At 65.4% G+C, this 25,015-nt stretch carries 22 protein-coding genes; 14 read left to right on the top strand and 8 right to left on the bottom strand.

Translation table 11 applies throughout. From position 1 onward, the window contains the following. Nucleotides 1–136 precede the first annotated feature (136 nt). Nucleotides 137–1,144, top strand: a complete 1,008-nt coding sequence (locus tag ACQR3T_RS07535; protein ID WP_428692890.1) for a DUF4333 domain-containing protein — start codon at nt 137–139, stop codon at nt 1,142–1,144. A gap of 17 nt (nt 1,145–1,161) precedes the next feature. Here the strand turns inward: ACQR3T_RS07535 and ACQR3T_RS07540 are convergent, their stop codons facing one another. Continuing rightward, the gene (locus tag ACQR3T_RS07540; RefSeq protein ID WP_428692891.1) at nt 1,162–2,142 is read right to left on the bottom strand and encodes a 5'-3' exonuclease; all 981 of its coding nucleotides are present in this window, start codon (nt 2,140–2,142) and stop codon (nt 1,162–1,164) included. 27 nt (nt 2,143–2,169) lie between these two features. Between ACQR3T_RS07540 and ACQR3T_RS07545 the strand changes: the two genes are divergently transcribed. Together ACQR3T_RS07545 and ACQR3T_RS07550 are read left to right on the top strand one after the other, a co-directional pair. Next, on the top strand, nt 2,170–3,312 hold the full coding sequence (locus tag ACQR3T_RS07545; protein ID WP_428692892.1) for a M24 family metallopeptidase: 1,143 nt from the start codon (nt 2,170–2,172) through the stop codon (nt 3,310–3,312). 23 nt (nt 3,313–3,335) lie between these two features. Further along, on the top strand, nt 3,336–3,899 hold the full coding sequence (locus tag ACQR3T_RS07550; RefSeq protein WP_230594582.1) for a nucleotidyltransferase family protein: 564 nt from the start codon (nt 3,336–3,338) through the stop codon (nt 3,897–3,899). 19 nt (nt 3,900–3,918) lie between these two features. Here ACQR3T_RS07550 and ACQR3T_RS07555 read toward each other — a convergent pair whose 3' ends face one another. Next, entirely contained in the window at nt 3,919–4,332 is a 414-nt protein-coding gene (locus ACQR3T_RS07555; protein WP_428692893.1) for a TIGR03618 family F420-dependent PPOX class oxidoreductase, read from the bottom strand. A gap of 64 nt (nt 4,333–4,396) precedes the next feature. On the opposite strand from ACQR3T_RS07555, the gene ACQR3T_RS07560 reads away from it, so the two are divergent. From ACQR3T_RS07560 to ACQR3T_RS07570, 3 genes are read left to right on the top strand one after another with little or no spacing between them, the layout of a single operon-like run. Further along, the gene (locus ACQR3T_RS07560; protein ID WP_032377894.1) at nt 4,397–5,155 is read left to right on the top strand and encodes an SDR family NAD(P)-dependent oxidoreductase; all 759 of its coding nucleotides are present in this window, start codon (nt 4,397–4,399) and stop codon (nt 5,153–5,155) included. Further along, nucleotides 5,128–6,384: a precorrin-6y C5,15-methyltransferase (decarboxylating) subunit CbiE gene (cbiE, locus tag ACQR3T_RS07565; RefSeq protein WP_428692894.1), complete on the top strand. Its 1,257-nt coding sequence runs from the start codon at nt 5,128–5,130 to the stop codon at nt 6,382–6,384. The genes ACQR3T_RS07560 and cbiE overlap by 28 nt, the downstream gene beginning before the upstream one ends. Next, nucleotides 6,378–7,124, top strand: a complete 747-nt coding sequence (locus tag ACQR3T_RS07570) for a cobalt-precorrin-6A reductase (protein ID WP_428693089.1) — start codon at nt 6,378–6,380, stop codon at nt 7,122–7,124. The genes cbiE and ACQR3T_RS07570 overlap by 7 nt, the downstream gene beginning before the upstream one ends. On the opposite strand, the gene ACQR3T_RS07575 is transcribed toward ACQR3T_RS07570, so the two are convergent. From ACQR3T_RS07575 to cobG, 3 genes are read right to left on the bottom strand one after another with little or no spacing between them, the layout of a single operon-like run. Beyond that, complete coding sequence (locus ACQR3T_RS07575) at nt 7,110–8,600, bottom strand: precorrin-2 C(20)-methyltransferase (RefSeq protein WP_428692895.1); 1,491 nt, start codon at nt 8,598–8,600, stop codon at nt 7,110–7,112. The genes ACQR3T_RS07570 and ACQR3T_RS07575 overlap by 15 nt on opposite strands. Beyond that, a complete protein-coding gene (locus ACQR3T_RS07580; protein ID WP_032377897.1) occupies nt 8,597–9,223 on the bottom strand; it encodes a precorrin-8X methylmutase in 627 nt (208 codons plus the stop codon). Before ACQR3T_RS07580 ends, ACQR3T_RS07575 begins: the two co-directional genes overlap by 4 nt. Nucleotides 9,224–9,277: 54 nt before the next feature. After that, entirely contained in the window at nt 9,278–10,408 is a 1,131-nt protein-coding gene (gene cobG / locus ACQR3T_RS07585; RefSeq protein WP_428692896.1) for a precorrin-3B synthase, read from the bottom strand. 232 nt (nt 10,409–10,640) lie between these two features. Between cobG and cobN the strand changes: the two genes are divergently transcribed. The 3 genes from cobN (at nt 10,641) to ACQR3T_RS07600 (ending at nt 15,157) form a co-directional block, all read left to right on the top strand. Next, nucleotides 10,641–14,246, top strand: coding sequence for a cobaltochelatase subunit CobN (gene cobN / locus ACQR3T_RS07590; RefSeq protein WP_428692897.1), 3,606 nt, complete (start codon nt 10,641–10,643; stop codon nt 14,244–14,246). Nucleotides 14,247–14,264: 18 nt separating this feature from the next. Continuing rightward, a complete protein-coding gene (locus tag ACQR3T_RS07595) occupies nt 14,265–14,645 on the top strand; it encodes a PPOX class F420-dependent oxidoreductase (protein WP_037173737.1) in 381 nt (126 codons plus the stop codon). An 86-nt stretch (nt 14,646–14,731) separates the two neighbouring features. After that, the gene (locus ACQR3T_RS07600; protein ID WP_032378501.1) at nt 14,732–15,157 is read left to right on the top strand and encodes a VOC family protein; all 426 of its coding nucleotides are present in this window, start codon (nt 14,732–14,734) and stop codon (nt 15,155–15,157) included. Between the two features lie 12 nt (nt 15,158–15,169). Here the strand turns inward: ACQR3T_RS07600 and ACQR3T_RS07605 are convergent, their stop codons facing one another. From ACQR3T_RS07605 to ACQR3T_RS07615, 3 genes are read right to left on the bottom strand one after another with little or no spacing between them, the layout of a single operon-like run. After that, the gene (locus ACQR3T_RS07605) at nt 15,170–16,537 is read right to left on the bottom strand and encodes a metallopeptidase TldD-related protein (RefSeq protein WP_428692898.1); all 1,368 of its coding nucleotides are present in this window, start codon (nt 16,535–16,537) and stop codon (nt 15,170–15,172) included. Beyond that, a complete protein-coding gene (locus tag ACQR3T_RS07610; RefSeq protein ID WP_428692899.1) occupies nt 16,534–18,060 on the bottom strand; it encodes a TldD/PmbA family protein in 1,527 nt (508 codons plus the stop codon). Before ACQR3T_RS07610 ends, ACQR3T_RS07605 begins: the two co-directional genes overlap by 4 nt. A gap of 10 nt (nt 18,061–18,070) precedes the next feature. After that, nucleotides 18,071–18,838 (bottom strand): TSUP family transporter, encoded by a 768-nt coding sequence (locus ACQR3T_RS07615; RefSeq protein ID WP_428692900.1) that lies wholly within the window; start codon nt 18,836–18,838, stop codon nt 18,071–18,073. Nucleotides 18,839–18,855: 17 nt separating this feature from the next. On the opposite strand from ACQR3T_RS07615, the gene ACQR3T_RS07620 reads away from it, so the two are divergent. The 5 genes from ACQR3T_RS07620 to lnt all read left to right on the top strand — a co-directional run bounded on the left by ACQR3T_RS07620 (nt 18,856) and on the right by lnt (nt 24,528). Beyond that, nucleotides 18,856–20,019: a sensor histidine kinase gene (locus tag ACQR3T_RS07620; RefSeq protein WP_428692901.1), complete on the top strand. Its 1,164-nt coding sequence runs from the start codon at nt 18,856–18,858 to the stop codon at nt 20,017–20,019. 33 nt (nt 20,020–20,052) lie between these two features. Next, nucleotides 20,053–20,709, top strand: a complete 657-nt coding sequence (locus ACQR3T_RS07625) for a response regulator (RefSeq protein ID WP_428692902.1) — start codon at nt 20,053–20,055, stop codon at nt 20,707–20,709. Between the two features lie 81 nt (nt 20,710–20,790). Further along, entirely contained in the window at nt 20,791–21,327 is a 537-nt protein-coding gene (locus ACQR3T_RS07630) for an FxsA family protein (protein ID WP_428692903.1), read from the top strand. Nucleotides 21,328–21,344: 17 nt separating this feature from the next. Further along, complete coding sequence (locus ACQR3T_RS07635; protein WP_428692904.1) at nt 21,345–22,940, top strand: amidohydrolase; 1,596 nt, start codon at nt 21,345–21,347, stop codon at nt 22,938–22,940. After that, nucleotides 22,930–24,528 carry an apolipoprotein N-acyltransferase gene (gene lnt / locus ACQR3T_RS07640; protein ID WP_428692905.1) on the top strand — a complete coding sequence of 533 codons (1,599 nt, stop codon included), beginning with the start codon at nt 22,930–22,932 and terminating at the stop codon, nt 24,526–24,528. Before ACQR3T_RS07635 ends, lnt begins: the two co-directional genes overlap by 11 nt. The last annotated feature ends 487 nt before the right edge of the window (nt 24,529–25,015 follow it).

The following is a 25,015-nucleotide window of genomic DNA, read 5'->3' on the forward strand; positions in this document are numbered from 1 at the left end:
GCGGTGTGATGGAGTGGCCCGGTAGAGATGAACCCGACGCACTCGGAGCGAATCGGACTGCCGGGTCGGTACAGCGGGACGTCGTACAGTCGGGCTACTGTACCCCCGACGAATCCGAAATTTCAGTGGAGGCGAGATGAGCGGCCCATACGGTCCGACCGACCCCGACAACAGTTGGTCGCGCACACCCGACCAGCAGGACGGTGCCGCGAAAGATACTCCCGAATCTCCTGGTCATTCCGCAGGCTCCACTCCTGGATCTCCTGGTCATTCCGCAGGCTCCACTCCTGCACCGGATTCGCAGACCCCGACACCATCCGCATGGGGCCAGTACGGGCAGCCGCCCGCAGCGCCGACCACTCCGTACGGAGAGTCCACGCCAGGCGCGTACGGGCAGAATTCACCGCAGCCGAGCGGTCAGTACCCACAGGGCCAGTACCCACCGACCGGGTATCCGCAGGGCCAGTATCCGCAAGCGGGCTACCCCCAGGGTCAGTACCCGCAGGGCCAGTACCCACAGGGCGGTTATCCCCAGGGCCAGTACCCACAGGGGCAATACCCACAGGGGCAGTTTCCCGAAGGCCAGAATCCACCGGCCTCGGCGGGTCAGAATCCCACCGCGCAGTACCCGGCCGGCCAGCAGTACGGCGCGCCCTATCCCGGGACGGGCACACCGCCGTCGGGTGATTCGGCTTATCAGAATCCCTATGCCCCACAGCAATTCGGTGGTGGTCAGTACGGTCCCGGCCAGTACGGGCAGCAGCCGTGGAACCCAAATCAGCAGTATCCGAATCAGCAAGTACCCGGTCAGCAGGGCCCCCGGCCGGCCGGATCGCAGTCGAAGAAACCATTGATCATCGTGGGCGTTGTCATTGCGGTCGTCGCGGTGATCGCTCTGGTCTCGTTCTTGGCATTCGGCCGCTCGACCACGCTCGATACTGCGGCCGCCCAAGAGGGCGTCCGTAAGGTCGTCACCGAGTCCTACGGAGCGTCCGATGTCTCCGGGGTGTCGTGCCCCCAGAACATCGAGGTCAAGGCCGGCACCAGTGTCGATTGCACCCTGACGGTAGACGGAGCCTTCAAGAAGGTGACGTTGACTTTCCTGGACGACGACGCCAATTACGAGGTCTCGCTACCCAAGTAGCTGCCTCTGTTACTCGGTCAGTTCCGCGGCGACGCCGTGGCCGCCATCGCAGCGACGAGGCGGGCCACGGCGTTTTCCACTCCGAGGGTCTCGGCAAGTTGGTTCAAAGCGTCGACGTCGGCGGGCTCGGCCGGGATCTCGTCCGACTTCGACAAGACGACGTCTGCGTCGGTGACCACCCGTACGACGGAAAGGGCCGCATCGAGGTAGTCGCTCGCGTTGGCCAGCTTCGCCCGGATTCCCTTGGCCATGTCCGACGACGGATCGAGTGCCGCGTCACGCAATGCAGCGACCGACTCGTACTGGAGCATCAGGGTGGAGGCCGTCTTCTCCCCGATGCCCTTCACTCCTGGCAGGCCGTCCGAGGCGTCGCCTCTGAGCAGTGCGAGCTCGGCGTAGGCCGCGCCTGCGCGGTGCAGAGGAACTCCGTAGCGTTCGGAAACCAATGCGGGGTCGAACAATTCGGCCTTGGCCAACCCTCGCCCCACGTACAACACCCGAACCTGGTTCGGTTCGTCCGCCGCGACCTGCAACAGATCTCTGTCCCCGCTGACCACGACCACCGGGTCCTGTCGCTCGCGCGCAGCCAAGGTGCCCAGCACGTCGTCTGCCTCCAGCCCCTCCGCGCCTGCGGTCGCAATACCCAGCGCGGCGAGAACGTCCATGATCATGTCCACCTGAGGAGTCAACGTCTCCGGAACCTCTTCACTCTCGGCGACCTCCGGGGCAGCCTCGGCGACACGGTGCGCCTTGTAGGACGGCACGAGATCGACTCGGAACTGCGGCCGCCAGTCCAGATCGAGGCACACGGCCAGCCGACTGGGTTCGGTGCGTGCAATCAGCGCCGAGATCATGTCGAGAAAACCACGGACGGCGTTGACGGGTCGTCCGTCGGGGGCCGTAATCGACTCGGGCAGTGCGTAGTAGGCCCTGAACCACAGGCTCGCAGCGTCGAGGAGCAGCAACGGCGACTTTCCGGGGGCGGTCATGGGGCTCATCTTGCCGTACGGCATTAGCCTGGAGGCATGAGTGTCGATTCTTCGGTCAGTTCCTCACGTTTCTCCAGTGACGTCTACGCGTCGCGGCTCGCGCGAGCTGCGCGTCTGACATCCGATGCGGGATTGGATGCGCTGCTGATCACACCGGGCCCGGATCTGCAGTATCTGATCGGCTCGAAGGCCAGTTCGTTCGAGCGTCTCATCGCCCTGGTCGTGCCGGCCGACGGCAGCACTCCCAGTATTGTCGTACCGCGGCTCGAGCTGGCCGCGCTGGGCGATTCCGCGGCTGCGGATCTCTCGCTGAACCTCGTCGACTGGGTGGACGGCGTCGATCCGTACGCGCTGGTGGCTGCTGCGGTTCCGGCCGGAACGAAGACTGCCGTCGCCGACGCGATGCCCGCACTGCACTTCGTGCCGCTGGCCGAGGTGTTCGGAACTGTGCCGGTGCTGGCCACGGATGTGCTCCGCGAACTTCGGATGGTCAAGGACGAGGCCGAGATCGACGCGTTACGGCGAGCCGGGTACGCCATCGATCGAGTGCACGCCCGCATGGGGGAATGGCTTCGCGTGGGCCGCACCGAAGCGCAGATCGCTGCAGACATTGCCACGGCCATCGTCGAAGAGGGGCACACTGCACCCGAATTCATCATCGTCGGGTCCGGCCCCCACGGTGCCGATCCGCACCACGAGGTGTCCGATCGTGTCGTGGAGGCAGGCGACATCGTCGTGATCGACATCGGCGGTCCCGTTGCACCGGGATACAACTCCGACTCGACCCGCACCTACAGTCTCGGCGAGCCGACGGCGGAGATCGCGGGCCTCTACGCGGTGCTGGAGCGGGCGCAGCAAGCAGCTGTCGACGCGGTGGTGCCGGGGGTCACGGCACAGTCCATCGATGCGGCTGCCCGCGACGTCCTGGTGGACGCCGGGCTGGTCGATGCGTTTCTTCACCGAACCGGTCATGGAATCGGACTGTCGGTGCACGAGGAGCCGTACATCGTGGCAGGTAACGACATCACCCTGACCGAGGGGATGGCGTTCAGCATCGAGCCGGGAATCTACTTCCGTGGACAGTGGGGTGCCCGTATCGAAGACATCGTCGTCGTCACTGCGGACGGGTGTGAATCGGTCAATCTTCGGCCCCACGGTCTGGCCGTCCTCCCGGTGTGACGACTGTGTGCGAGGCCGAGTTCGTGTCGGTCATAAAGGCCAATCCTGCTGTGGCCGAAATACTTCGACGTGCCCCGCAACTCGGGCTTCCCGGGTGGTACCTGACGGCGGGTGGCCTCTTCCAGACTGTCTGGAACCACCTGGCCGATCGGGATCCACAGGCGGGCATTCGTGACTACGACTTCTTCTACTTCGACGACTCCGATCTGTCCTACGACGCCGAGAACGAGGTGATCGAGACGGCGGCCTCACTGTTCGCCGACCTCGGGGTGGACGTCGAAGTGCGCAACGAAGCACGGGTACATCTGTGGTACGAGCAACACTTCGGTAGTCGGATCGCACCGTTCCACAGCACCGAGGACGCGATCGACCATTTTGTATCCACCACGTGCTGTTTCGGAATCACCACCGATGCCGACGGGGGAGATGTCGTCTACGCGCCACACGGTTTCGAGGATCTGTTCGCGGGAATCGTGCGACCCAATCCGCGCGTGCCGATGCAGCATGTGTACGAGGCCAAAGCCGCCCGCTGGACGACGGAATGGCCCGACTTGACCGTCCTACCGTGGCCGGCGGACCTCGCCTGACGCGGGAGCCGACTGCGCGTCAGCGGCTGAGCAGCGAACGACTCCCCAGTACCCGTCGCACCTGGATCTCGATGACCACCCGGGTGGGATTCTCCCGCGGAACGCGGTAGCGCTGGGCGTAACGGTTCTCGGCGTCGACGACGGAATCTCGATCGCTGCGGACCGAAGCCGGTCCCTCCATGGTCAGCCAGCGGGCACCGTCGATCTGAGTGACGGCGGCGTAGGCACCGCGGCCGGCGTTGATGGCCTTCTGTGACACGTCGTTGGTGATGACCCGCGCAATTCGAGCATCGGAGTCGTACGTGAAGCCGACGGCAACGACGTGCGGCGTCCCGTCCGGTCGAAGCGTCGTCAGTGTGGCGAGATGCCGCTCGGTGAGGAATTCGAGCGCGTCGTCGGTGAGGGCAGTCGCGTCTGCAGGGGTTGCGGCCATAGCCCGACTGTAGTGACGTGCCCCGACTGCCACGAGCGGGGTTCGATCGGCCAGACTGATCGGCGTGAGCAGACGAGCAGAACCCGCACCCGGAACGCTGTTGCTGTTGGGCGGACGAAGCGAGATCGGGCTCGAGGTCGCCACCCGACTGGCACCGGGGCGAACCGTCGTACTGGCCGCGAGACGCAGCAACGAGCTGACGGCAGAACAAGTCCGGGTGCAACGGGCGGGCGCGGGCGCGGTCCACACTGTCGAATTCGACGCCAACGCGATGGACACCCACGCAGAACTCCTCCGCGAGGTGGCCCGAGAACACGGTCCGATAGGCATCGTGGTTCTCGCCTTCGGCGTCCTCGGAGACCAGGCGCGCGCCGAGAACGACGCCCAGCATGCGCTCGACGTCATCACCACGGACTTCCTGGCGCAGGTCTCCGTCCTCACTCACGCCGCGACACTTCTTCGGGCGCAGGGCACCGGCGACCTGATCGTGTTCTCGTCGGTAGCGGGTGTACGAGTGCGCCGCGCAAACTACGTGTACGGGTCCGCGAAAGCCGGCCTCGACGGATTCGCCAGCGGGCTGAGCGATTCGCTGCACGGCAGCGGAGTGCACCTGTTGCTCGCCCGCCCCGGGTTCGTCATCGGGTCCATGACCGAAGGAATGGACCCGGCTCCGATGTCGAGTACCCCCGATCAGGTCGCCGACGGTGTCGTCAAGGCGTTGTGCAAGCGCCGGAACAGTGTCGCGATTCCGGGCACCTTGAGACCGGTCTTCTTCGCCATGCGCCTACTGCCACAATGGCTCTGGCGCAGGATGCCCCGCTGATGACGGTACCGACGCCCCGGCCGATAATCGTCGTCGGAATCGGCGCGGACGGCTGGGACGGGCTACCTGCGACCTCCCGCAGGGCAATCGAGAAGGCAGATGTGGTGTTCGGTTCCGTCCGCCAGATTGCGAGTGTCCGGCCGCATTGCACCGAGACCAGGACGTGGCCGAGCCCGTTGCTACCGAATCTGCGGTCGATGCTCGACGCCTACGAGGCGTCGAGCGTCTGTGTGTTGGCCAGCGGGGATCCGATGTTCCACGGCATCGGGGTGACGTTGGTGCGCGAGTTCGGTGCCGAGCGACTGCGCGTGCACCCGGCACCGTCCTCCGTGTCGTTGGCATGCGCGCGACTGGGCTGGGCACTGCAGGACACTCCGACGGTGTCTCTGGTGAACACACCGATCGAGACACTGTTGCCGGACCTGGCCGACGGTCGCCGAGTGATCGTGTTGAGTCGGGGGAGCAGTACACCGGGTGAGGTGGCAGGGCTGTTGTCCGGCAACGGGTTCGGAGACTCCGCGATGACTGTGCTCGAACAACTCGGCGGACCGGCCGAACGAGTCGTCCATGGTCGAGCTCGAGATTCGACGTTCGAGGGCGTCGACCCGCTCAACGTCGTTGCGTTGCAATGCGTTGGAGATCCCGACGCACCCCGCCACGGTCGCGTCCCCGGCCTGGCCGACTCCGCATACACCGGTGACGGCCAGATGACCAAGCAGGAGGTTCGAGCACTGACCCTGAGCGCGTTGGCACCTGCGCCCGGAGAACTGTTGTGGGACATCGGAGGCGGATCGGGAACCATTGCCATCGAATGGATGCGCACCGACAGATCCTGCCGCGCAGTGACGTTCGAGAGTTCGCAGGCGCGGCGTGAGCAGATCGAGCGCAACGCTCTGCACCTGGGAGTTCCGGGACTCATCGTGCACAACGCGGCACCCGAGAGCTTCGGAGGCGTCTCGGCCGTGAACGCGGTGCCCGACGCGGTGTTCATCGGTGGTGGATTGACCGGAGCCGGCATCCTCGAGGCGTGCTGGCAGGCGGTGCGCACAGGGGGGCGTGTGGTTGCCAATTCGGTGACCGCAGAATCGGATTCGTTGTTGCTGACCGCGGCGGCGAAATACGGCGGAGAACTCCGCAGATTCCAGATCTATCGCGGTGAGCCGTTGGGTGCGTTCACGACGTGGAGGCCACACTTACCGGTTACTCAATGGAGTGCGATCAAATCGTGAAGGTTCTGATTCTCGGCGGTACCACAGAGGCGCGGGCACTCGCGGCGGCGCTGGATCGGGTTCGGGACATCGACAGCGTCACCTCACTGGCCGGGCGGGTCTCACAGCCGATACTGCCCGTCGGTCGGACCCGAATCGGCGGGTTCGGTGGACCGGATGCCCTAGCGGTGTGGCTGCGAGACAACGCGATCGACGTGGTGGTGGACGCGACACACCCGTTCGCATCCACCATCGGAGCGCACGCCGTGCATGCCACCGAGGTAACGGGAGTCGCACTCCTCGTCCTGACGCGGCCACCGTGGACCGAGGGCGAGGGCGATCGGTGGACCTCGGTGCCCTCGCTGCCGGACGCGGCGTCGGCCATCACCCCTGGCAGCCGGGTGTTCCTCACGACAGGCAGGCAGGGCGTTCACCATTTCGCGAGGGTCGACCACTCGTGGTTTCTGGTCAGGGCGATCGATCCTCCGACCGATCGGGTACCACCGTGCATGACGCTGCAACTCGATCGTGGGCCGTTCGACATCGATCACGAATCGACGGTGCTCGCAGACAACCGAATCGACCTGTTGATCACCAAGAACAGCGGCGGCGACATGACTCGAGCCAAACTCGATGCGGCGAGGGCAGCGTCGATCCCCGTCGTCATGATCGCGCGTCCCGAAACACCGACCTCGGCACCGATCGTGTACGAGGTCGATACCGCCGTGGACTGGTTGACGAACCGGTTACGCGTCTGGTGACGGGTACCGCCGGGAGGTGAAGACTTTCGGACCGCTTCCGGTCTTCACTACCGTGGTCATCGAGGATCCGATGATGAGCAGGCACCGCATGTCGATCGATTCGGGGTCGAGTTCTCCGAGCGTCACAGTGCGCACCGATTCCTGCATGCTGCCCACCGCGCGTCCGATCACCACTGGTGTCTGGTGTGAACGGTGCTCGAGCAGTAGATCTTTCATGGCTGCAACCTGCCAGGTCCTCGACTTCGAGGCGGGATTGTAGATCGCGATCGCCATGTCGGCTGCGGCGACCGCCGACAGACGCCCGGCCACCACGTCCCATGGCTTGAGTCGGTCGGAGAGCGATATCACGGCATAATCGTGGCCGAGGGGTGCTCCCACCCGGCTCGCGACGGCGTTTGCGGCGGTCATTCCCGGTACCACTCGTACCGGCACCGAACTCCACTGTTGTTCGGCTGCAACCTCTATGACCGCAGTCGCCATCGCGAAGACCCCCGGATCGCCCGAGGACACCACGGCTACTCGCCGTCCCTGCTTGGCGAGGTCGAGGGCGAACGCCGCGCGTTCGGATTCGACCTTGTTGTCGCTCGCGTGCCGTATCTGCCCGGGCCTCGGCGGTACCCGATCGATGTAGGTGATGTAACCGACGAGATCGGTGGCGGCGGCAAGTTCGGCCCGCACCTCGTCCGTCGTCCAGGCATCGTCACCTGGACCGAGGCCGACGACGACCACTTCGCCCGTGCTGGTGGGCGTCTCGGCTCGGTTGGAGGGGCTCGGCACCACGATCATCGAGAAGTACGGGACGTCGTCCGCGTCGGCGGCATCGAGGACGCGCTGGTCGGGTGTACTGGCCCGCTCGACGTATCGCGCCTCGTCCAGCCTGCCCGATCGTTCCAGTGCGTCGAGCACTGTCGGATACGTTCGCCCGAGTTTCATGATGACCGCGGCGTCGGTACCGCGTAGTCGGCGTGTGAGTTCGTCGGTGGGCAGTGTTCCGGGCAGGACGGTCAACACCTCGTCGCGTTCCACCAGTGGAGTTGCCAGCGCCGCCGACGCAGCACTGACCGAGGTCACGCCGGGAACCACCTCGACCTCGAACCGGTGCGCCAGACGTTTGTGCATGTGCATGTACGAGCTGTAGAACAGCGGATCACCCTCGGCCAGAAGCGCAACCGACCGACCGGCGTCGAGATGAGCGGCGAGCCGTGCAGCAGCGGACTCGTAGAACTCGTCGATCGCACCTTGATACCCACCGGGATGAGCCGTCGCCTCGGTGGTCACCGGGTACACCAGGTGCTCCTCGAGTTGACCGTCACGCATGTACCCGGCCGCGAGGGCGCGCGAGATGCTGCGGCCGTGCCGAGCGCTGTGGAATGCAACAACATCGGCCTCGGCGATCACACGAGCAGCCTTGACGGTCAACAGCTCCGGGTCACCCGGGCCGACGCCGACTCCCCACAACTTTCCGACAGCGCTCATTCCTGTTCGCTCGCAATGGCATTGACCGCGGCGACGGTGATGGGGCTGCCTCCACGTCTACCTCGGACGACCAGATACTCCACGCCGAGGTCGGCTGCGATCAGATCTTCCTTCGACTCCGCTGCGCCGATGAATCCCACCGGGCCGCCGACGATGGCTGCAGGTTTCGGGGCTCCGGCCGCGAGCATCTCCATCAGGTGGAACAGTGCGGTCGGCGCGTTTCCGATCGCGACGACGGCACCGCCGAGCTTCTCGCCCCACAACTCCAGCGCGGCAGCAGTTCTCGTGGTGCCCATACTGCGAGCCAAATCCGGTACCCGAGGATCGGACAGAGTGCACAGCACCTCGTTGTCGGCCGGGAGACGGCGACGAGTGATGCCGGCGGCGACCATGTTGGCATCGCACAGCACCGGAGCGCCGGCGCGCAGGGCGGTGCGAGCGGAACCCACCACGTCGGGCGTGAATCCGATGGTCTCGGTCAGGTCGATCTCCCCGACAGCGTGGATCATGCGTACGACCACCTGGGCGACATCCGGCGCGAATCGAGACAGATCTGCTTCGGCTCGAATGGTTGCGAAAGACTGGCGGTAGATCTCCGCGCCGTCGCGGACGTAGTCGTGCATGCGTGTCACGATAGGGGAGAGGGACCCCTCGGCCGGAAGCCGGTCTCCCGGTGCTCAGGACACCTGGTAGCCGATTCCTGTCGCAATAACGTCGGTGACCTCACCTTTCGGTCGCCCACAGCGCCGCTCGCACCCGGACCAGTGTTGCCGCTCGTCACGCGGAGTCATCCGGGCGTCGACCGCCGCCTCCAGGTCGGATCGGACGTCGGCCAACGATTTCGCACAGCCCGGCGATCCGGTACACGCGCTCACCCGGATCCACGGTGATTCGGCGTCGAAGATCAGGCCCATCGGGGCCAGCACCCGGACAACTTGTTCGGCGGGCTCCTCGTCCAGATCGCACACGATCAGCGACCTCCACGGAGTCACGATCACCGGTCGTTCGATGGCGGCGAGGAACTCGGCCAATCGTGCGCCGATAACGCCGTTGGCAAGTCCTGCGGCCAGGGCCACCAGCCCGTCGTCCTGCTCGAGCCAGCCGATCGGCGGTACCTCGACAGGTGCGGGCAACGGCAGCGCAGTGCCCGCAGAGAGCCCGAGCAGTTCGACGATTCGAACAATGCCGTTGTCGACCTCGGCCAACCGCCATTCGGATTCTCGCAGTTCCACGAAGGCTGCGGCGCAGTTCAGCAGCGTCGGCACCACGTTGACTCGATCCACTCGAACTCCGCTGTCCCGGCCTGCGAGCAGCAGCGCGTACGACCCGTCGGACTGGGCGTACGCACCGAAATCCGGTTCGAGTCCGCCCATGTCGCCGCGCCCGTCGTCGAGGGCGAACAGCGTTCGCCCGGGCAGTTCGGCCAGGTCGCGGCGCGCGCAGAGTTCTTCGTCCAGCTCACGGACGAGCGCACGCACGTCCGTGAGACCGCCGACCCGTCCCGAGAGTGGTGAGGCGAGGATGTTGCGCACCCGCTCGTGCGTTGCGGACGGGAGCAATCCGGCCTCGGCCAACCTGCTCGCCAGGGCGACCGGGTCCGAGACCGCCCGCAGCTGGACGTTGCCCCGGGAGGTCAGCTCCACGGTCCCGTCGCCCAGTTCCTCTGCAGCCCGCGCCAGGACCTGCATCTGTTCCGGCAGCACCACACCACCCGGCAGCCTGATCCGCGCGAGCGGACCGTCCGCAGCGAGGTGGGTCGTCAGCGCTCCTGGGCAGCCGTCGGGCACCGATCTGTCAGGCGAACTCATGTTCACCAGGCTACAAGCGCGACGGGTGGACCGATGTGCCGCTCACACCGGTAGCATTCCTTCGACACGGCTCAGGCCGAGAGGAAACCGGCGAGAATCCGGTACGGTCGCGCCACTGTAACGGCCCCTGCACTTCGGGTGCACGGGCCGGAGTCAGACCCTCTCGCCGACGAACCGAAGAGAAGATTCACCTAGGTCAGGGGCGCGAAAACCCCCGAGGAGGGCGTTACCCGTGTTCTTGTTGCTGTCCACGTCGGACACAGATCTGCTCAGCGCCCGTGCCAGTGGAGCCGACTTCACCTGGGGCAACCCATCTCGTCTACTGGCGCAGGACATCCCGTCGATGGCCGAATCGGCCGAGCTGATCATCGTGCGCATTCTCGGATCGCGCCGCTCGTGGGAGGCGGGCATCGACGCCGTACTCGCCACCGGGCTTCCGGTTGTCGTTCTCGGCGGTGAGCAGGCACCGGATGCGGATCTGATGGAGATCTCGACGGTGCCGGCCAACGTCGCCGCGCAGGCACACAACTATCTAGCCGAGGGCGGGTCGGACAACCTGCGTCAGCTGTACAACTTCCTCTCCGACACCGTGTTGCTCACCGGTCACGGTTTCGATGCTCCGCGGCACCTGCCGACGTGGGGGCACCTCGAACGGAACTCGACCCCGCACTCCGACGGTCCGACGGTGGCGATCCTCTATTACCGCGCGCAGCATCTGGCCGGAAACACCACGTACATCGATGCTCTCGCCGCCGCGGTCGAGAACGCCGGTGCCACGGCCCTTCCGATCTACTGTGCGTCGTTGCGCACGGCGGAGTCCGACCTGCTCGAGACGCTGAAGTCTGCGGATGCCCTGATCGTGACGGTGCTTGCAGCGGGCGGGACCAAACCTGCCGGGGCGTCTGCGGGTGGCGACGACGAGGCCTGGGACGTCGCCGAACTCGCGGCTCTCGACGTTCCGATCCTGCAGGGTCTGTGCCTGACGAGCTCACGCGCGACGTGGTCCGAGAACGACGACGGACTGTCGCCACTGGACGTGGCCACACAGGTCGCGGTACCGGAATTCGACGGTCGTCTCATCACGGTTCCGTTCTCGTTCAAGGAGATCGACGACGACGGGCTGACCACGTACGTTCCGGATCACGAGCGAGCGGCGCGCGTCGCCGGCATCGCCGTTCGCCATGCACGGCTGCGACACATCCCGGCCGCCGACCGCCGCATCGCCTTGATGTTCTCGGCTTATCCCACCAAGCATGCGCGGATCGGCAACGCCGTCGGCCTCGACACCCCGGCCAGCGCTATCGCGTTGATGTCGGACATGCGCACCGCCGGTTACGACCTCGGCCCGGTCGACGGCCCGGACTCGGTGCCCGGTCTGGCCGCTCGCGACGGTGATGCTCTCATTCACGCACTGATTGCCCGCGGTGGCCAGGATCCCAATTGGCTCACCGACGCTCAGCTCGAGGGCAACCCCATTCGCATCTCGGCGGCGCAGTACCGAACCTGGTTCGAGCAGCTCCCCGCGGATCTCCGAGACGGCGTGGTCGAACATTGGGGACCGGCACCGGGCGATCTCTACGTCGATCGTTCCGCCGACCCTGACGGTGAGATCGTCATCGCAGCAATGCAGTTCGGCAATGTGGTCATCATGGTTCAGCCGCCGCGCGGATTCGGTGAGAAGCCCGTTGCGATCTATCACGACCCGGATCTGCCGCCGAGCCATCACTATTTGGCCGCCTACCGGTGGATCTCCGCAGCCCGCGAGGACGGCGGCTTCGGGGCCGACGCGATGGTTCATCTCGGAAAGCACGGAAACCTGGAATGGCTCCCCGGCAAGACCCTCGGCATGTCCGCCTCCTGCGGCACCGATGCGGCCCTCGGCGATCTGCCGCTGATCTATCCGTTCCTGGTCAACGATCCGGGGGAGGGCACGCAGGCCAAGCGCCGAGCACACGCCACTCTCGTCGATCACCTGATTCCCCCGATGGCGCGTGCGGAGAGCTACGGAGACATCTCCCGGCTCGAGCAACTGCTCGACGAGCACGCGAATATCTCGGCGCTCGATCCAGCCAAGCTGCCCGCAATCCGACAGCAGATCTGGACCCTGATGACCGCGGCGCAGATGCACAAGGATCTGGGCCTCGAGGAGCGCCCCGACGAGGAAGTGTTCGACGACATGCTGCTGCATGTCGACGGATGGCTGTGTGAGATCAAGGACGTGCAGATCCGCGATGGGCTGCACATCCTGGGCCAGGAACCCGTCGGCGACGCCGAGGTCGAACTGGTGCTGGCGATGCTGCGAGCTCGGCAGATGTGGGGCGGCGAGCAGACGGTCCCGGGACTTCGCGAGGCTCTCGGGCTCAGCGAGGACGGCGACGAGGAACGCACACGCGTCGACAGCATCGAGGCCGTGGCGCACGGTCTGGTCGCAGCCATGCAGGCCACGCAGTGGAATCCGGACGAGTCCGAGCGCGTTGCAGGCGAACACGGTGACGTGGTCGCAGAGATCTTGAAGTTCGCTGCCGCCGAGGTGGTACCGCGTTTGCGCGGAACCTCACGCGAGATCGAGCAGGTGCTGCACGCGCTCGACGGCGGGTTCATCGCGGCGGGGCCGAGCGGTTCACCGCTGCGCGGACTGATCAACGTCCTGCCCACCGGGCGCAATTTCTATTCCGTCGACCCGAAGGCTGTGCCGTCGAAACTGGCGTGGGAGACCGGACAGGCGATGGCGGAGTCGTTGCTCGCTCGCTACCGCCAGGATCACGGGGAGTGGCCGAAGTCGGTGGGCCTGTCGGTGTGGGGCACGTCGGCCATGCGAACTTCCGGCGACGACATCGCCGAGGTCTTCGCGCTGCTGGGCGTGTCGCCGGTATGGGACGAGGCGTCACGCCGGGTCACTCGGCTCGAGGTGATGGATCTCGGCGAGCTCGGCCGTCCTCGTATCGACGTCACGGTCCGAATCAGTGGCTTCTTCCGCGACGCGTTCCCGCACGTGCTGGCCCTGCTCGACGACGCGGTACGGATGGTCGCCGCATTGGACGAGGAGCCCGAGCAGAACTACGTCCGCGCACACGCGCAGGCCGATCTCGCTGAACACGGAGACGAAAGACGCTCCACGACAAGGATTTTCGGATCCAAGCCGGGGACCTATGGTGCCGGGTTGCTGCAGCTGATCGACAGCAAGACCTGGCGTAGCGACGACGACCTGGCTCAGGTCTACACCACCTGGGGCGGTTTCGCGTACGGCCGCGGCCTCGACGGCGTCCCTGCGTCGGACGATATGCGCACCGCGTACAAGCGCATCGCCGTTGCCGCCAAGAACACCGACACACGCGAGCACGACATCGCCGATTCCGACGACTACTTCCAGTACCACGGCGGCATGGTGGCGACTGTGCGTGCGCTGACGGGAAAGTCGCCCGAGGCATACATCGGCGACAGCACGCGTCCGGAATCGGTACGCACCCGCACCCTCTCGGAGGAGACCGCCCGGGTGTTCCGTGCGCGCGTGGTAAACCCCAAGTGGCTCGAGGCCATGCGCAGGCACGGCTACAAGGGCGCGTTCGAGATGGCGGCCACGGTGGACTACCTGTTCGGCTACGACGCCACCACGGGCGTCGTACAGGACTGGATGTACGAGAAGCTGGCCGAAACGTACGTGCTCGACGAGCAAAATCAGAAGTTCATGCAGCAGTCGAATCCGTGGGCACTGCACGGCATCGCCGAACGCCTGCTCGAGGCGGTGGAGCGGAAGATGTGGGCCGAGCCGAACGAGCAGGTTCTCGACGGGTTGCGCCAGATCTACCTCGAGACCGAGGGCGAGCTCGAAGGGGAGTAGCGACGTACTCTGAGCGGTATGGCCGCCACGTTCGAAGACATTGCCAAGGGCAAGTACGTACTGCTGACGACGTTCAAGAAGGACGGCACCGGGGTGCCGACGCCGCTGTGGGGTGCGCTCGACGGTGACCGACTACTCATGTGGACGGTTGCCGATTCGTGGAAGGTCAAACGCATTCGCCGCAACCCGAAAGTGACGATTGCGCCGTGCGACATGCGCGGCAATCCGCAGGGCGACGCAGTGGGCGCCACCGCCGAGATTCTCGACGCGACCGGCACCGAGAAGGCCCGCGCAGCTGTCGCGTCGAAGTACGGAATCCTGGGGTGGCTCACCGTGAAGGGCAGCGTGCTGCGTCGTGGAAAGAGCGGCTCGGTCGGACTGTCGATCACCGCAGCCTGAAATCGACACATCGGCACCATCGCTCGCATGCGCGGTTCCGAATGCTTCACGAGGCAGCTTCCCCTGCTGCCGGAATGGAGTATCACGTGCCTATCGCAGTGACCGACTACAACCACGTCCGTCTCACCGTTCGCGACATCGAGCGATCGAGGTCGTTCTACGACTCGGTGTTCGGCTTCGAGGTCGCATACGCCTGGGATCCCGACGCCGACGAGGAGACCAAGAAGGCGCTGTGGTTCCTGTTCGGTGGAGTCATCTACAAGTTCGGCGGGGGACTGCTCGGCCTGCGTCCGGTTGCACCGAGCGACGACACTTTCGTTGAAGACCGCTGCGGGCTCGACCACTTGAGCTTCACCGTGGACACGCGAGCCGCACTCGAAGATGCCGTCAAAACGCTCGACGATCTCGGCATCGCCCACGAAGGCATCAAGGACGCAGGGCCAGGGCTGTCCATCGTGGAGTTCCGCGACCCGGACAACATCGCGCTCGAGCTCTCCGGACCCGACAAGTAGCCCGGACCTACGTCACTGAGCGGCGCTGACCGAGGACATGTGAAAATCGGGAATGCGCAGCGGCGGCATCGCCGTGCGGGTGAACCAGTCCTTCCACTCGCGCGGCAGTGTCGCCTCCGTTGCACCCGCTTCGGTGACGCGACGGAGCAGATCCAGCGGGCTCTCGTTGAACCGAAAGTTGTTCACAGCACCGATGATTCGACCGTTCTCGATGGCGTACACGCCATCCCTCGTCAGTCCGGTGAGCAGCAGTGAGGTCGGATCGACCTCACGGATGTACCAGAGTGTCGTCAAGAGCAATCCGCGTTCCGTAGCGGCCACCATCTTGTCCAGACCGATGTCCGTGCCACCCGTGAGAACGAGGTTCTCGCCCGGCACCGCAACGGGAGCCTCGTATTTCTCGGCCGACGCGCGCGGATAGGCCAGCGCCGAGACCGACCCGTCCCGTACCCAGTCGACGCGCTCGGTGTCCATGCCGTTGTCGAATACCGACACCGAATCGCTGGACGATCCCGCCACAACGAACGGCGCGTACTCGAGACCCTCTGCGCGCGGATCCGAGTACAACGTGAGCGGAAGAGCAGTGAGCTTCTCGCCCACTCGTGTTCCACCTGCGCCCGAAAGTGCAGTGCGACCTTCCTGCGCGCCACGCCCCTCCATGGTCCACATCAGGTAGATCATCAGATCCGCCACGGCCGACGGCGGTAGCAGCGTCTCGTATCGCCCTGCCGGCATCTCGACGGTGTTCTGCGCCCAGCCGAGCCGGATGGACAGCTCGTCCAACATGTTCTGGGCCGACACCTCACGAAAGTCTGTGGTGCCGGTTCCGACCCAGGCGCTGGCCCCGGATCTTTTGCCGTTGATCTCGACCGATCCGGTCGGCTGCGTGAACGTTCGACGCAGGCCGGTCGAGGTGCCGAGCCAGACGTTGTCGACCCGATGCTGGGCAAATCCGTACAGGGCGTCGCGACCGTCGAACCCGACGTTCAATTCCGTTGCCAGTGAGCCGAACACATCGATCGACGTGTGTTGCGCTCGGCGGTCCCAGTCTCGAGGATCCGAGTCCGACTCTCGAGGCAGCAAGGGCATCGCGTCGTCGGCGGGCTCCGCCGATCGCGCCGCCGCTTCGCTCGCGCGTACCACGCCCTCGATGTCGTCCGGTTCGACACTCGTCGACGACACAGTGCCCACTCGTGCGGATGTCGAGTCTCGAACGATGGAGATCACCTCCCAGCGCCGCGAGGTCGCGATTCCGTTGGTGGTCATGGAGTTTCCGGCCCAGCGAAGCGTCGCGTCGCTCGAGTCGGTGACTATGACGATCGTGTCGTCGACACTCGCGCAGGCGAGTGCACGTTCGATCACGAGCTGCGGCGCGATCATCGACCTGCCTCCGATCGGGTGTTGAGGACGTTGACGCCGCGGAACAGCGCCGACGGGCAACCGTGGCTGACGGCGGCAACCTGGCCGGGCTGCGCCTTGCCGCAGTTGAAGGCACCGCCGAGCCGCCAGGTGGACGGTCCGCCGAGCATCTCCATCGAACCCCAGAATTCCGTGGTGGTCGCCTGATACGCAACATCGCGCACTTGGCCGTCGAGCATGCCGTTGCGAATGCGATAGAAGCGTTGACCGGTGAACTGGAAGTTGTACCGCTGCATGTCTATCGACCAGGATTTGTCGCCGACGACGTAGAGGCCGTCCTCCACCGCACCGATGAGGTCGGCAGTCGTTCGATCGGTGTCCGGGTCCGGCTGCAGCGACACATTCGCCATACGTTGGATCGGAACGTGATGTGGAGAATCCGCGTATGCGCACCCGTTGGACCGTTCCAGCCCGAGCCGGGGAGCGAAAACACGATCGAGTTGATAACCGACCAGTGTCCCGTCGCGGACCAGATCCCACCGTTGCGAGGCCACTCCGTCGTCGTCGTAACCGATGCTGGCCAGTCCGTTGACTTCGGTCCGATCGGCAGTGACATGCATGACGGGCGATCCGTAGCGCAACGTGCCCAATTGGTCCGGCGTCGCGAAAGAGGTGCCTGCGTATGCCGCCTCGTAGCCGATGGCTCGATCGTATTCTGTTGCGTGCCCGATGGATTCGTGAATGGTCAGCCACAGGTTGGTCGGGTCGATGACGAGGTCGGTCGGTCCGGCCACCACGGTCGGTGCCTTCACCTTCTCGGCCAGCCATTCCGGAATTCGGGCCAACTCGTCGGCCCAGTCCCAGGTGCTGGTTTCGCCGAGGTATTCCCAACCGCGTCCCACCGGTGGCGCGAGGGTGCGCATGGTTTCGAAGGCACCGACGGACCGGTCGACGGTTGTTGCCTCGAACTGGGGATGCAGTCGCACCCTCTGCTGGGTGATGCTGCTGCCGGCCAGATCGGCGTAGAAGGATTGCTCTTTGACCTGTAGCACCGAAGCGGTGACGTGGTCCACGCCGTCCGACGCGGCCAGGCGGGACGAGTACTCCGCGAGCAACCCCACCTTGTCGGCGGTGGGTACCTCGAACGGATCGATGTCGTAGTCCGATACCCAGGTCGCATCCGAGTAGACCGGCTCGAACGCGAGCTCCACCCGTTCGCGATTGAGCGCACGCAGTGCCGTAGCCACCTCGACTGCCTGACGGGCTGTCTCGGCAGCCGCGTCGGTGCCGAGTTCGGCATGGGAGGCGAACCCCCAGGTCCCGTCGACCACCACCCGCACGGCGAGGCCGATCTCACCGGCATCGACCGAGGATTGAACCGAGCCGTCGCGCAGCGAGATCGACTGCGTCGTCAAACGCTGCACGCGCACATCGGCATGGGTGGCTCCGGCCGAGCGTGCTGTGCTCAGTGCGGCATCCGCGAGGTCCCGCAGGGGCAGGGCGAGGAAGTCGGCGTCGACCGACCGATCCGGTTGTCTCGTCACTGCACCGACGCTAGCCGAACTGCTGCCAGCCGAGTCGGAGAACCATCCCCACCACGACGACGAGCAGGACGATTCGGACGAAACCGGCCCCTCTGGCCACCGCTGTTCTGGACCCGACGACCGCCCCGAAGACGTTGCACACCGCCATGGCAGCTCCGAGTTGCCAGTACACACTGCCGGTGGCGGCGAAGAACGCGAGGGCCCCGACGTTGGATCCGACATTGATCACCTTGGCCATCGCAGCACTGCGCACGAATTCCGTTCCGAGCATCGTGGCGAACACGATGATGAGAAACGTGCCGGTTCCGGGCCCGAGGATTCCGTCGTAGAAGCCAATCCCCGCTGCCGCGAGACCGACGATGATCAGAACTTTGCGATGCGTCGGCGGCGACGACGCCACGGTTCGACCGATGGTAGGACGATACGTCACGAGTACTGCCACACCGACGAGAACGACCATGATGATCGGGATGAACAGCTCACGGTCGATCAGCGAGACTGCGGCAGCACCGGCCGCCGAGGTCACCGCGGCGAGGACACCGGCCGGAACCAGGACTGTCCAGTTCAGCGAGACCTTCCGAGCGAAGGTCACGACTGCGGCGACGGTACCGAACACCGCGGTCGCCTTGTTGGTCGCCAGCGCCGCCTGCTGCGTCAGTTGTGGTGCCACGAGCAGAATTGCGGGCAGCAGGATCAGGCCGCCTCCACCGACCACGGCGTCGACCCAGCCAGCGGCTGTCGCAGCCACCATCAGCAGTCCCCAGTCCGCGGCAGTCATACGGCAAACTCAATCACATGCGTCGTTTCAGCCTGTGGCTCCGTGGGCAGCCCTTCGTAGCCGATGCGTTGCTGGCGGCAGGACTGTTCGTCGTCGAGATCTTGGTGTTCGTCAGTTCTGCCGATGGACTGAACGGGCCGTTGTTTCTCGTGTTCTCGGTCGTGTTGGCGGTACCCGTTGCATGGCGGCGACGCTTTCCCCGGTCGATCGCGGCTTTCACTCTGGTGGCCACGGGCATCTGCGATATCGCGGGCGCCTTGGTGGGCGACGCCGTCAACGGTCACCCGGCGACGCTGGCTCTGCCGACCATGCTGTACACCCTGGTTGCGTACGTAGGACGAGTTCAGGGTGCCGTCTACGCCGTTGCTCTCGCGGCGTATTCGGTAGCGTCCATGCTGCTGTTCGACCAGCCGATCTTCACGACACTGTTGTTCGGTGCGCTTCTCTACGCGCTGTCCTGGCTCGCGGCGGAGTTTCTCGGTGCTCGGCGGGCCTACGACGAGGCGACTCAGGCTCGACTGGTCGTCGCCGAGTACGACCGAGACCGCCGCGCCGAGGAGGCCGTGATCGCGGAACGCACGCGCATCGCGCGTGAACTTCACGACGTCATCGCCCACAGCGTCAGTGTCATGGTGGTTCAGGCCGACGGCGCCTCGTACGCCATCCGGCGCAATCCCGAGCGAGCCGAGCAGGCTGTGGCCAACATTTCCGCGACCGGTCGGCTTGCGCTGGCAGAGCTGCGCCGAACCGTCGCACTGATGCGCACCTCCCCGGACTCGGACGACATGCCTCACTACGGCACAGCCGGCCTCGCCCGGGTGGTCGAGATGATGGGCCGCGCCGGGTTGTACGTCGAGCTCGAGCAGACCGGAAATCTCGACGACATCAGCCCGGCAATCAGCCTGGGCGTGCATCGTGTGGTGCAGGAATCGCTCACCAACGTTCTACGGCACGCCGGCCACGCCCCGCGCGCCGTGGTCAAAGTGGTCCGGGAAGAAAATGTCGTCACCGTCGAGATCTCCGACAACGGCACCGGCACCGGCGCGGTCTCATCCGTGGACGGCGGCGGACACGGACTGCTCGGGATGCGGGAGCGGGTGGCCGTGCTGCAGGGCACGCTGCACGCGGGCCGCACTCCGCACGGCAGCTGGCTCGTGCGAGCGACGCTGCCGATCGAGTGAGGGCTAGGTGCTTTTTACAGCTAGGTTGGATCGGTGCCGATCACCGTTGTCGTCGTGGACGACCAAGAGCTCATGCGCATGGGATTGAACATGGTGCTCGAGGCCCAGGACGACATCGAGGTGGTCGGTGAGGCATCCGACGGTGCCGGTGCCATCGAGGCCGTGGGCAGGCTGGCACCGGCTGTGGTGTTGATGGACGTCCGCATGCCCGGCATCGACGGTGTGTCCGCCACGCGATCCATTACCGAATCCAGTTCCGATACAAGGGTTTTGGTGATGACGACATTCGATCTCGACGAGCATGTCCTGGGAGCGCTTCGGGCGGGCGCAAGTGGATTCCTGCTCAAGGACACACCACCAGAGGATTTGGTATCCGCAATTCGCAGTGTGGCCGCAGGCGATGCCGTCGTCTCACCGAAGGTCACCAAGCGGCTGCTCTCGCGGTTCGTCGCCCAGTCCGTTTCGACCACCGATGCGTCGGTTCTCGACGCACTGACCGGTCGTGAGCGGGAGGTACTGGTGCACTTGGCGACCGGTCTGTCCAATGCCGAGATCGCGGCGGTACTGCACCTGTCCGAGGCGACGATCAAGACGCACATCGGACGGATTCTGACGAAATTGGACGTGCGCGACCGAGTACAGGCGGTCGTGCTCGCGTACGAGACCGGTCTCGTACGACCGGGTTCCTGAGAATTTCTCGGCAAACAGGGCACTTCGGGAGCGATTTCGTCGGCTCGAGCGTTGTACCGGTCAAGCGAAGAAAGGACCGTCATGCTCGCTCTGTTCGTACTTTATGTCGTCGTCGAGGTCGCCGCACTGGTCGCCGTCTCGAGCGCGCTCGGTGTGCTGTGGACCGTGGTGTTGTTGATCGGTGGATCGCTGATCGGCTCGCTGCTGGTGCGGTCGCAGGGTAGACGCGTACTGGACGGTCTGCGGAGAGCATCGCGCGGTGAGCGGTCGGCCAGCGGCGCAGTGGCCGACGGCGCTCTGTTCGCGGCGGGGTCCGTGGCGATGTTCGTTCCCGGCCTGGTGACCACGGTGATCGGTTTGCTGCTGCTGATCCCGCCGACTCGGTGGCTGTTGCGCCCGGCCGTGATGTGGGCGGCTGCGCGCTGGCTGCCCCAGGTCGCCACTGCGACGCGGCGCATGCGTCCGACCGTCATCGACGGCGAGATCCTCGACGATCGCGTCGAAACACCGGGCACAGCGTCATCGGCGGCGGGTTCTGCACTCGTCCTCGAAGGTCAGGTCATCGAGGCGGACCGTGACGATCAGCCGACCGGGGATTTCCGGAAGCCGCATCGGTAGGGGCAGACTGGTCGTTCGTGACCACCGAATTGTTCTGCGGCGGACGGATCTACAGTCCGATGGCCTCGGACGCCACCGCCATGGCCGTGACCGATGGAGTCGTCAGTTGGATCGGTGAGGATCGCACCGGCCGTGCGCTTCATCCCGGAGTGCCCGTCACCGACCTGGCCGGCTCCTTCGTGGCACCGGCTTTCGTCGACACACACGTACACGTCACCGATCTGGGGTTGTCCCTGATCGGACTCGATCTGTCCCACTGCCGATCCCTCGACGACTGCATGCGCGCACTCGCCGAGTACGCAGCGAAGACGTCCGACGCACTGGTGTGGGGGCACGGCTGGGACGAATCGGAGTGGATCGAACGGCGGTCACCGACGACGTCCGATCTCGATGCAGCAGCTCCGGGCCGGCCGGTGTACCTCACGCGAGTCGATTCACACTCGGCAGCCGTCTCGACGCCGTTGCGGGCGGCGGCGTCCGGTATCGACACCGCCACGGGGTTCTCGCCGCAGTCCCCGCTCACTGCCGATGCGCACCACCTCGCGAGGCAGACGGCTCGCGCCATGCTCACCACGGACACCCGCACCCGGGCCCGTAAGGCGGCGCTGGACGACGCAGCAGCGAAGGGAATCGTCGCCGTGCACGAATGCGGGGGCCCGATCGTGTCGGGAATCGACGACTTCCGTGAACTGATGGCTACCGCACACGGGGTGGAAGTGCGCGGCTACTGGGGCGAGCCGGTCGACACGGCCGAGCAGGCACGGCAGCTGCTCGCCGACACCGGGGCGCACGGCCTGGCCGGCGACATCTTCGTCGATGGCTCGCTGGGGTCGCGAACCGCGTGGTTGTCCTCTCCCTATGCGGACGGCCCCGGAACGGGAGTCTCCTACCTCGACGTCGACGCGATCACCGCGCACATCTCGGCCTGTACCGCGGCCGGGGTCCAAGCCGGCTTCCACGTCATCGGAGATGCCGCGGTCTCGGCCGCCGTCACTGCCTTCGCGCGTGTGGTGGCCGAACTCGGCACACCTGCCGTTGCTGCATGCGGACACCGGCTCGACCATCTGTCGATGGTGACACCGGAACAGTCCGATCTTCTGGCCTCGTGGGGCGTGATAGCGAGCGTGCAACCGCTGTTCGACTCGCTGTGGGGTGGTTCGGAAGGACTCTATGCGGCACGGCTCGGTGCCGAGCGCGGCGCCGCACTCCATCCGTTCGCTCGATTGGCCTCGGCCGGCGTCGCCCTCGCGTTCGGTTCCGACGCACCGGTCACGCGCCTCGATCCATGGGCGACGGCGAGGGCCGCCGTCAACCACCACACGCCCGGCAGTGCCGTTTCACCCCGAGCTGCGTTCTCCGCGGCGACCCGGGGAGCGTGGCGCGCGGGCGGAGTCCGAGACGGCGTGGCGGGCACGCTGGTGCCGGGTGCGCCCGCATCATTCGCGGTGTGGGACGTCGACGAACTCGTTGTTCGGGCCCCCAAAGACAGCGTCCAACGCTGGTCGACGGACCCACGGGCCGGAGTGTCTCCGCTGCCCAGCCTCGACGCGTCGGCCGAGAGCCCACGTTGTTCGATGACCGTGCATCGCGGCAAGGTCATCCATGAAGGGTGACAGTGTTCCGGCGGTCGCGACGACGCCGTCACGGGGTGATCGTCTACGCAGGGCCACCGTGTCGACCCTGCTCTCGGTCGGTGCCGGTGTACTGATCTTCGCGAGCTTCCCTCCTCGGGCCCTGTGGTTCCTGGCACCGATCGGCATTGCGGTACTGGCGCTGGTGTTGACCGGGTTCGGCGGTCGACGATCGGTGTCACTGAAGGCAGGCTTCGGCTACGGGTATGCCGCCGGCCTCGGATTCTTCGTTCCGCTGCTGCCGTGGATAGGTGTGTACGTGGGGCCGATGCCGTGGTTGGCGTTGGCTGCCGCCGAGTCCGTCTTCGTGGGATTGTTCGGGGCACTCGGCGTAGTTGCAGCGCGAAGTGCCTGGTGGCCACTGTCGTTGGCGTTGGCGTGGAGTCTGACCGAATGGCTGCGGTCGAGTGTTCCGTTCGGTGGCTTCCCGTGGGGTCGGCTGGCTTTCGGGCAACCCGAGGGTTGGTTGCTGCCGTTGGCGAGCGTGGGAGGCGCACCGCTGCTCAGCTTCGGGGTGGCCCTGACCGGAACCGGCCTGGCGGCGCTGATCCTGGCGAGCTGCCGTCCGCGCACTGTGCGATCCTTCGTCGTTCCCGTGGCCACGACAACGGTCGCGTCCATCTTCGCGCTTGCTCTGCTACCGACTCTGCACACCAACGACGCGGAGGACGGCGAACGCACGGTCACCATCGCTGCCGTGCAGGGAAGCGTTCCGCGATTGGGTCTGGATTTCAACGCACAGCGCCGCGCAGTTCTGGACAATCACGTCCGGGAGACCTTGACTCTGGCCGCCGATGTCGAGGCGGGCAGACAACCCGCTCCGGATCTCGTCGTGTGGCCGGAGAACGCGTCCGATATCGACCCGTTGCGCAATCCCGACGCTGCGACTCTCATCACACGAGCCTCGGTTGCCGTCGGCGCGCCGATCCTCGTCGGCACGGTGCTCGTCAATGCCGACGGCACGAACTCGAATTCCGTCATTGCATGGAACGGTGACGACGGCCCCGGCGAGAGGCACGACAAAAAGATAATTCAACCGTTCGGCGAGTACTTGCCCTACCGAAGCTTTTTCCGTTTGTTTTCGGAATATGCCGACCGGGCGGGATATTTCGTCCCCGGCAGTGGTAACGGCGTGGTGCACGCCGCAGGAATAGCCGCCGGAATAGCGACGTGCTATGAGGTCGCATTCGATCGCGCCCTCGAGGAATCGGTCAGGTCCGGAGCGGAATTCATCGCCATCCCCACCAACAACGCGACCTTCGGCGACACCGAAATGACCTACCAGCAACTTGCGATGTCGCGAGTACGGGCAGTCGAACACGGAAGGACTGTCGTGGTGGCCGCGACGAGTGGCGTCAGCGCGATAGTCTCGCCCAACGGCGCCGTGTTGCAACAGACGCCGCTGTTCACCCCAGACGTACTCGTTTCGAGTGTTGCGCTGCGCCGAACGCACACCGTCGCCACTCGGCTGGGCTTCGGATCAGAGCTGATCCTGTGCCTTTCTGCTGTCGGTGCACTCGGTGCGACCCTGCTGATCAGGCGGCGCGAGTTGCCACACAAACAAACATGAAGTCGGTAAATGCGGCATTTTACCGATCGCTGCGCCGGATAAATACCGGGACGTGGCGCCCGTTCCTCTCGAGAAGTCATTCGTTCGATCGAATAGGGCACGTTCGAGTGGCGAACACGGTCACTCCTGTAACAGGCTGGAAGCGGTCGTCGATGCTTCTTATGACTACTGCACAAAAGGCTCCTGCCAATGTTGTATCTTTGTAAGCCGCTGGAGGTGTTGGAGGCCGGGTTTCGGGTGCGGCTTCAGTGGGTGGACGGGCTGGACAGCTTCGGCCACACGTTGTAATGGGATCCAAGGGTCGGCACCGACGTTGCGTTCGTGCCGGACACCTGTTCGGGGAGGGGAAGCTCATGTCGCAGACACATACCCAATCGGTCGTCGTCTCGTACTCGTCCTGCGAACTCACAGTTCGGTCGAAGCGGTAGAACCAGGGAGCCGCCCCGTTTCAATCCGGTCGGCGATGCGCGACGAAGCAATACGAGCC

Origin of the sequence: Rhodococcus sp. IEGM1428, from assembly GCF_050321865.1 — a bacterium.
In the GTDB taxonomy this organism is placed as follows: Bacteria; Actinomycetota; Actinomycetes; order Mycobacteriales; family Mycobacteriaceae; genus Rhodococcoides.

What these genes read in the sequence shown, in the direction of transcription:
- ACQR3T_RS07535 (WP_428692890.1), top strand. Translation starts at nt 137, where the DNA reads ATGAGCGGCCCATACGGTCCGACCGACCCCGACAACAGTTGGTCGCGC.
- ACQR3T_RS07540 (WP_428692891.1), bottom strand. Translation starts at nt 2,142, where the DNA reads ATGAGCCCCATGACCGCCCCCGGAAAGTCGCCGTTGCTGCTCCTCGAC.
- ACQR3T_RS07545 (WP_428692892.1), top strand. Translation starts at nt 2,170, where the DNA reads ATGAGTGTCGATTCTTCGGTCAGTTCCTCACGTTTCTCCAGTGACGTC.
- ACQR3T_RS07555 (WP_428692893.1), bottom strand. Translation starts at nt 4,332, where the DNA reads ATGGCCGCAACCCCTGCAGACGCGACTGCCCTCACCGACGACGCGCTC.
- cbiE (WP_428692894.1), top strand. Translation starts at nt 5,128, where the DNA reads ATGGCTCTGGCGCAGGATGCCCCGCTGATGACGGTACCGACGCCCCGG.
- ACQR3T_RS07575 (WP_428692895.1), bottom strand. Translation starts at nt 8,600, where the DNA reads ATGAGCGCTGTCGGAAAGTTGTGGGGAGTCGGCGTCGGCCCGGGTGAC.
- ACQR3T_RS07580 (WP_032377897.1), bottom strand. Translation starts at nt 9,223, where the DNA reads ATGCACGACTACGTCCGCGACGGCGCGGAGATCTACCGCCAGTCTTTC.
- cobG (WP_428692896.1), bottom strand. Translation starts at nt 10,408, where the DNA reads ATGAGTTCGCCTGACAGATCGGTGCCCGACGGCTGCCCAGGAGCGCTG.
- ACQR3T_RS07595 (WP_037173737.1), top strand. Translation starts at nt 14,265, where the DNA reads ATGGCCGCCACGTTCGAAGACATTGCCAAGGGCAAGTACGTACTGCTG.
- ACQR3T_RS07605 (WP_428692898.1), bottom strand. Translation starts at nt 16,537, where the DNA reads ATGATCGCGCCGCAGCTCGTGATCGAACGTGCACTCGCCTGCGCGAGT.
- ACQR3T_RS07615 (WP_428692900.1), bottom strand. Translation starts at nt 18,838, where the DNA reads ATGACTGCCGCGGACTGGGGACTGCTGATGGTGGCTGCGACAGCCGCT.
- ACQR3T_RS07620 (WP_428692901.1), top strand. Translation starts at nt 18,856, where the DNA reads ATGCGTCGTTTCAGCCTGTGGCTCCGTGGGCAGCCCTTCGTAGCCGAT.
- ACQR3T_RS07630 (WP_428692903.1), top strand. Translation starts at nt 20,791, where the DNA reads ATGCTCGCTCTGTTCGTACTTTATGTCGTCGTCGAGGTCGCCGCACTG.
- lnt (WP_428692905.1), top strand. Translation starts at nt 22,930, where the DNA reads ATGAAGGGTGACAGTGTTCCGGCGGTCGCGACGACGCCGTCACGGGGT.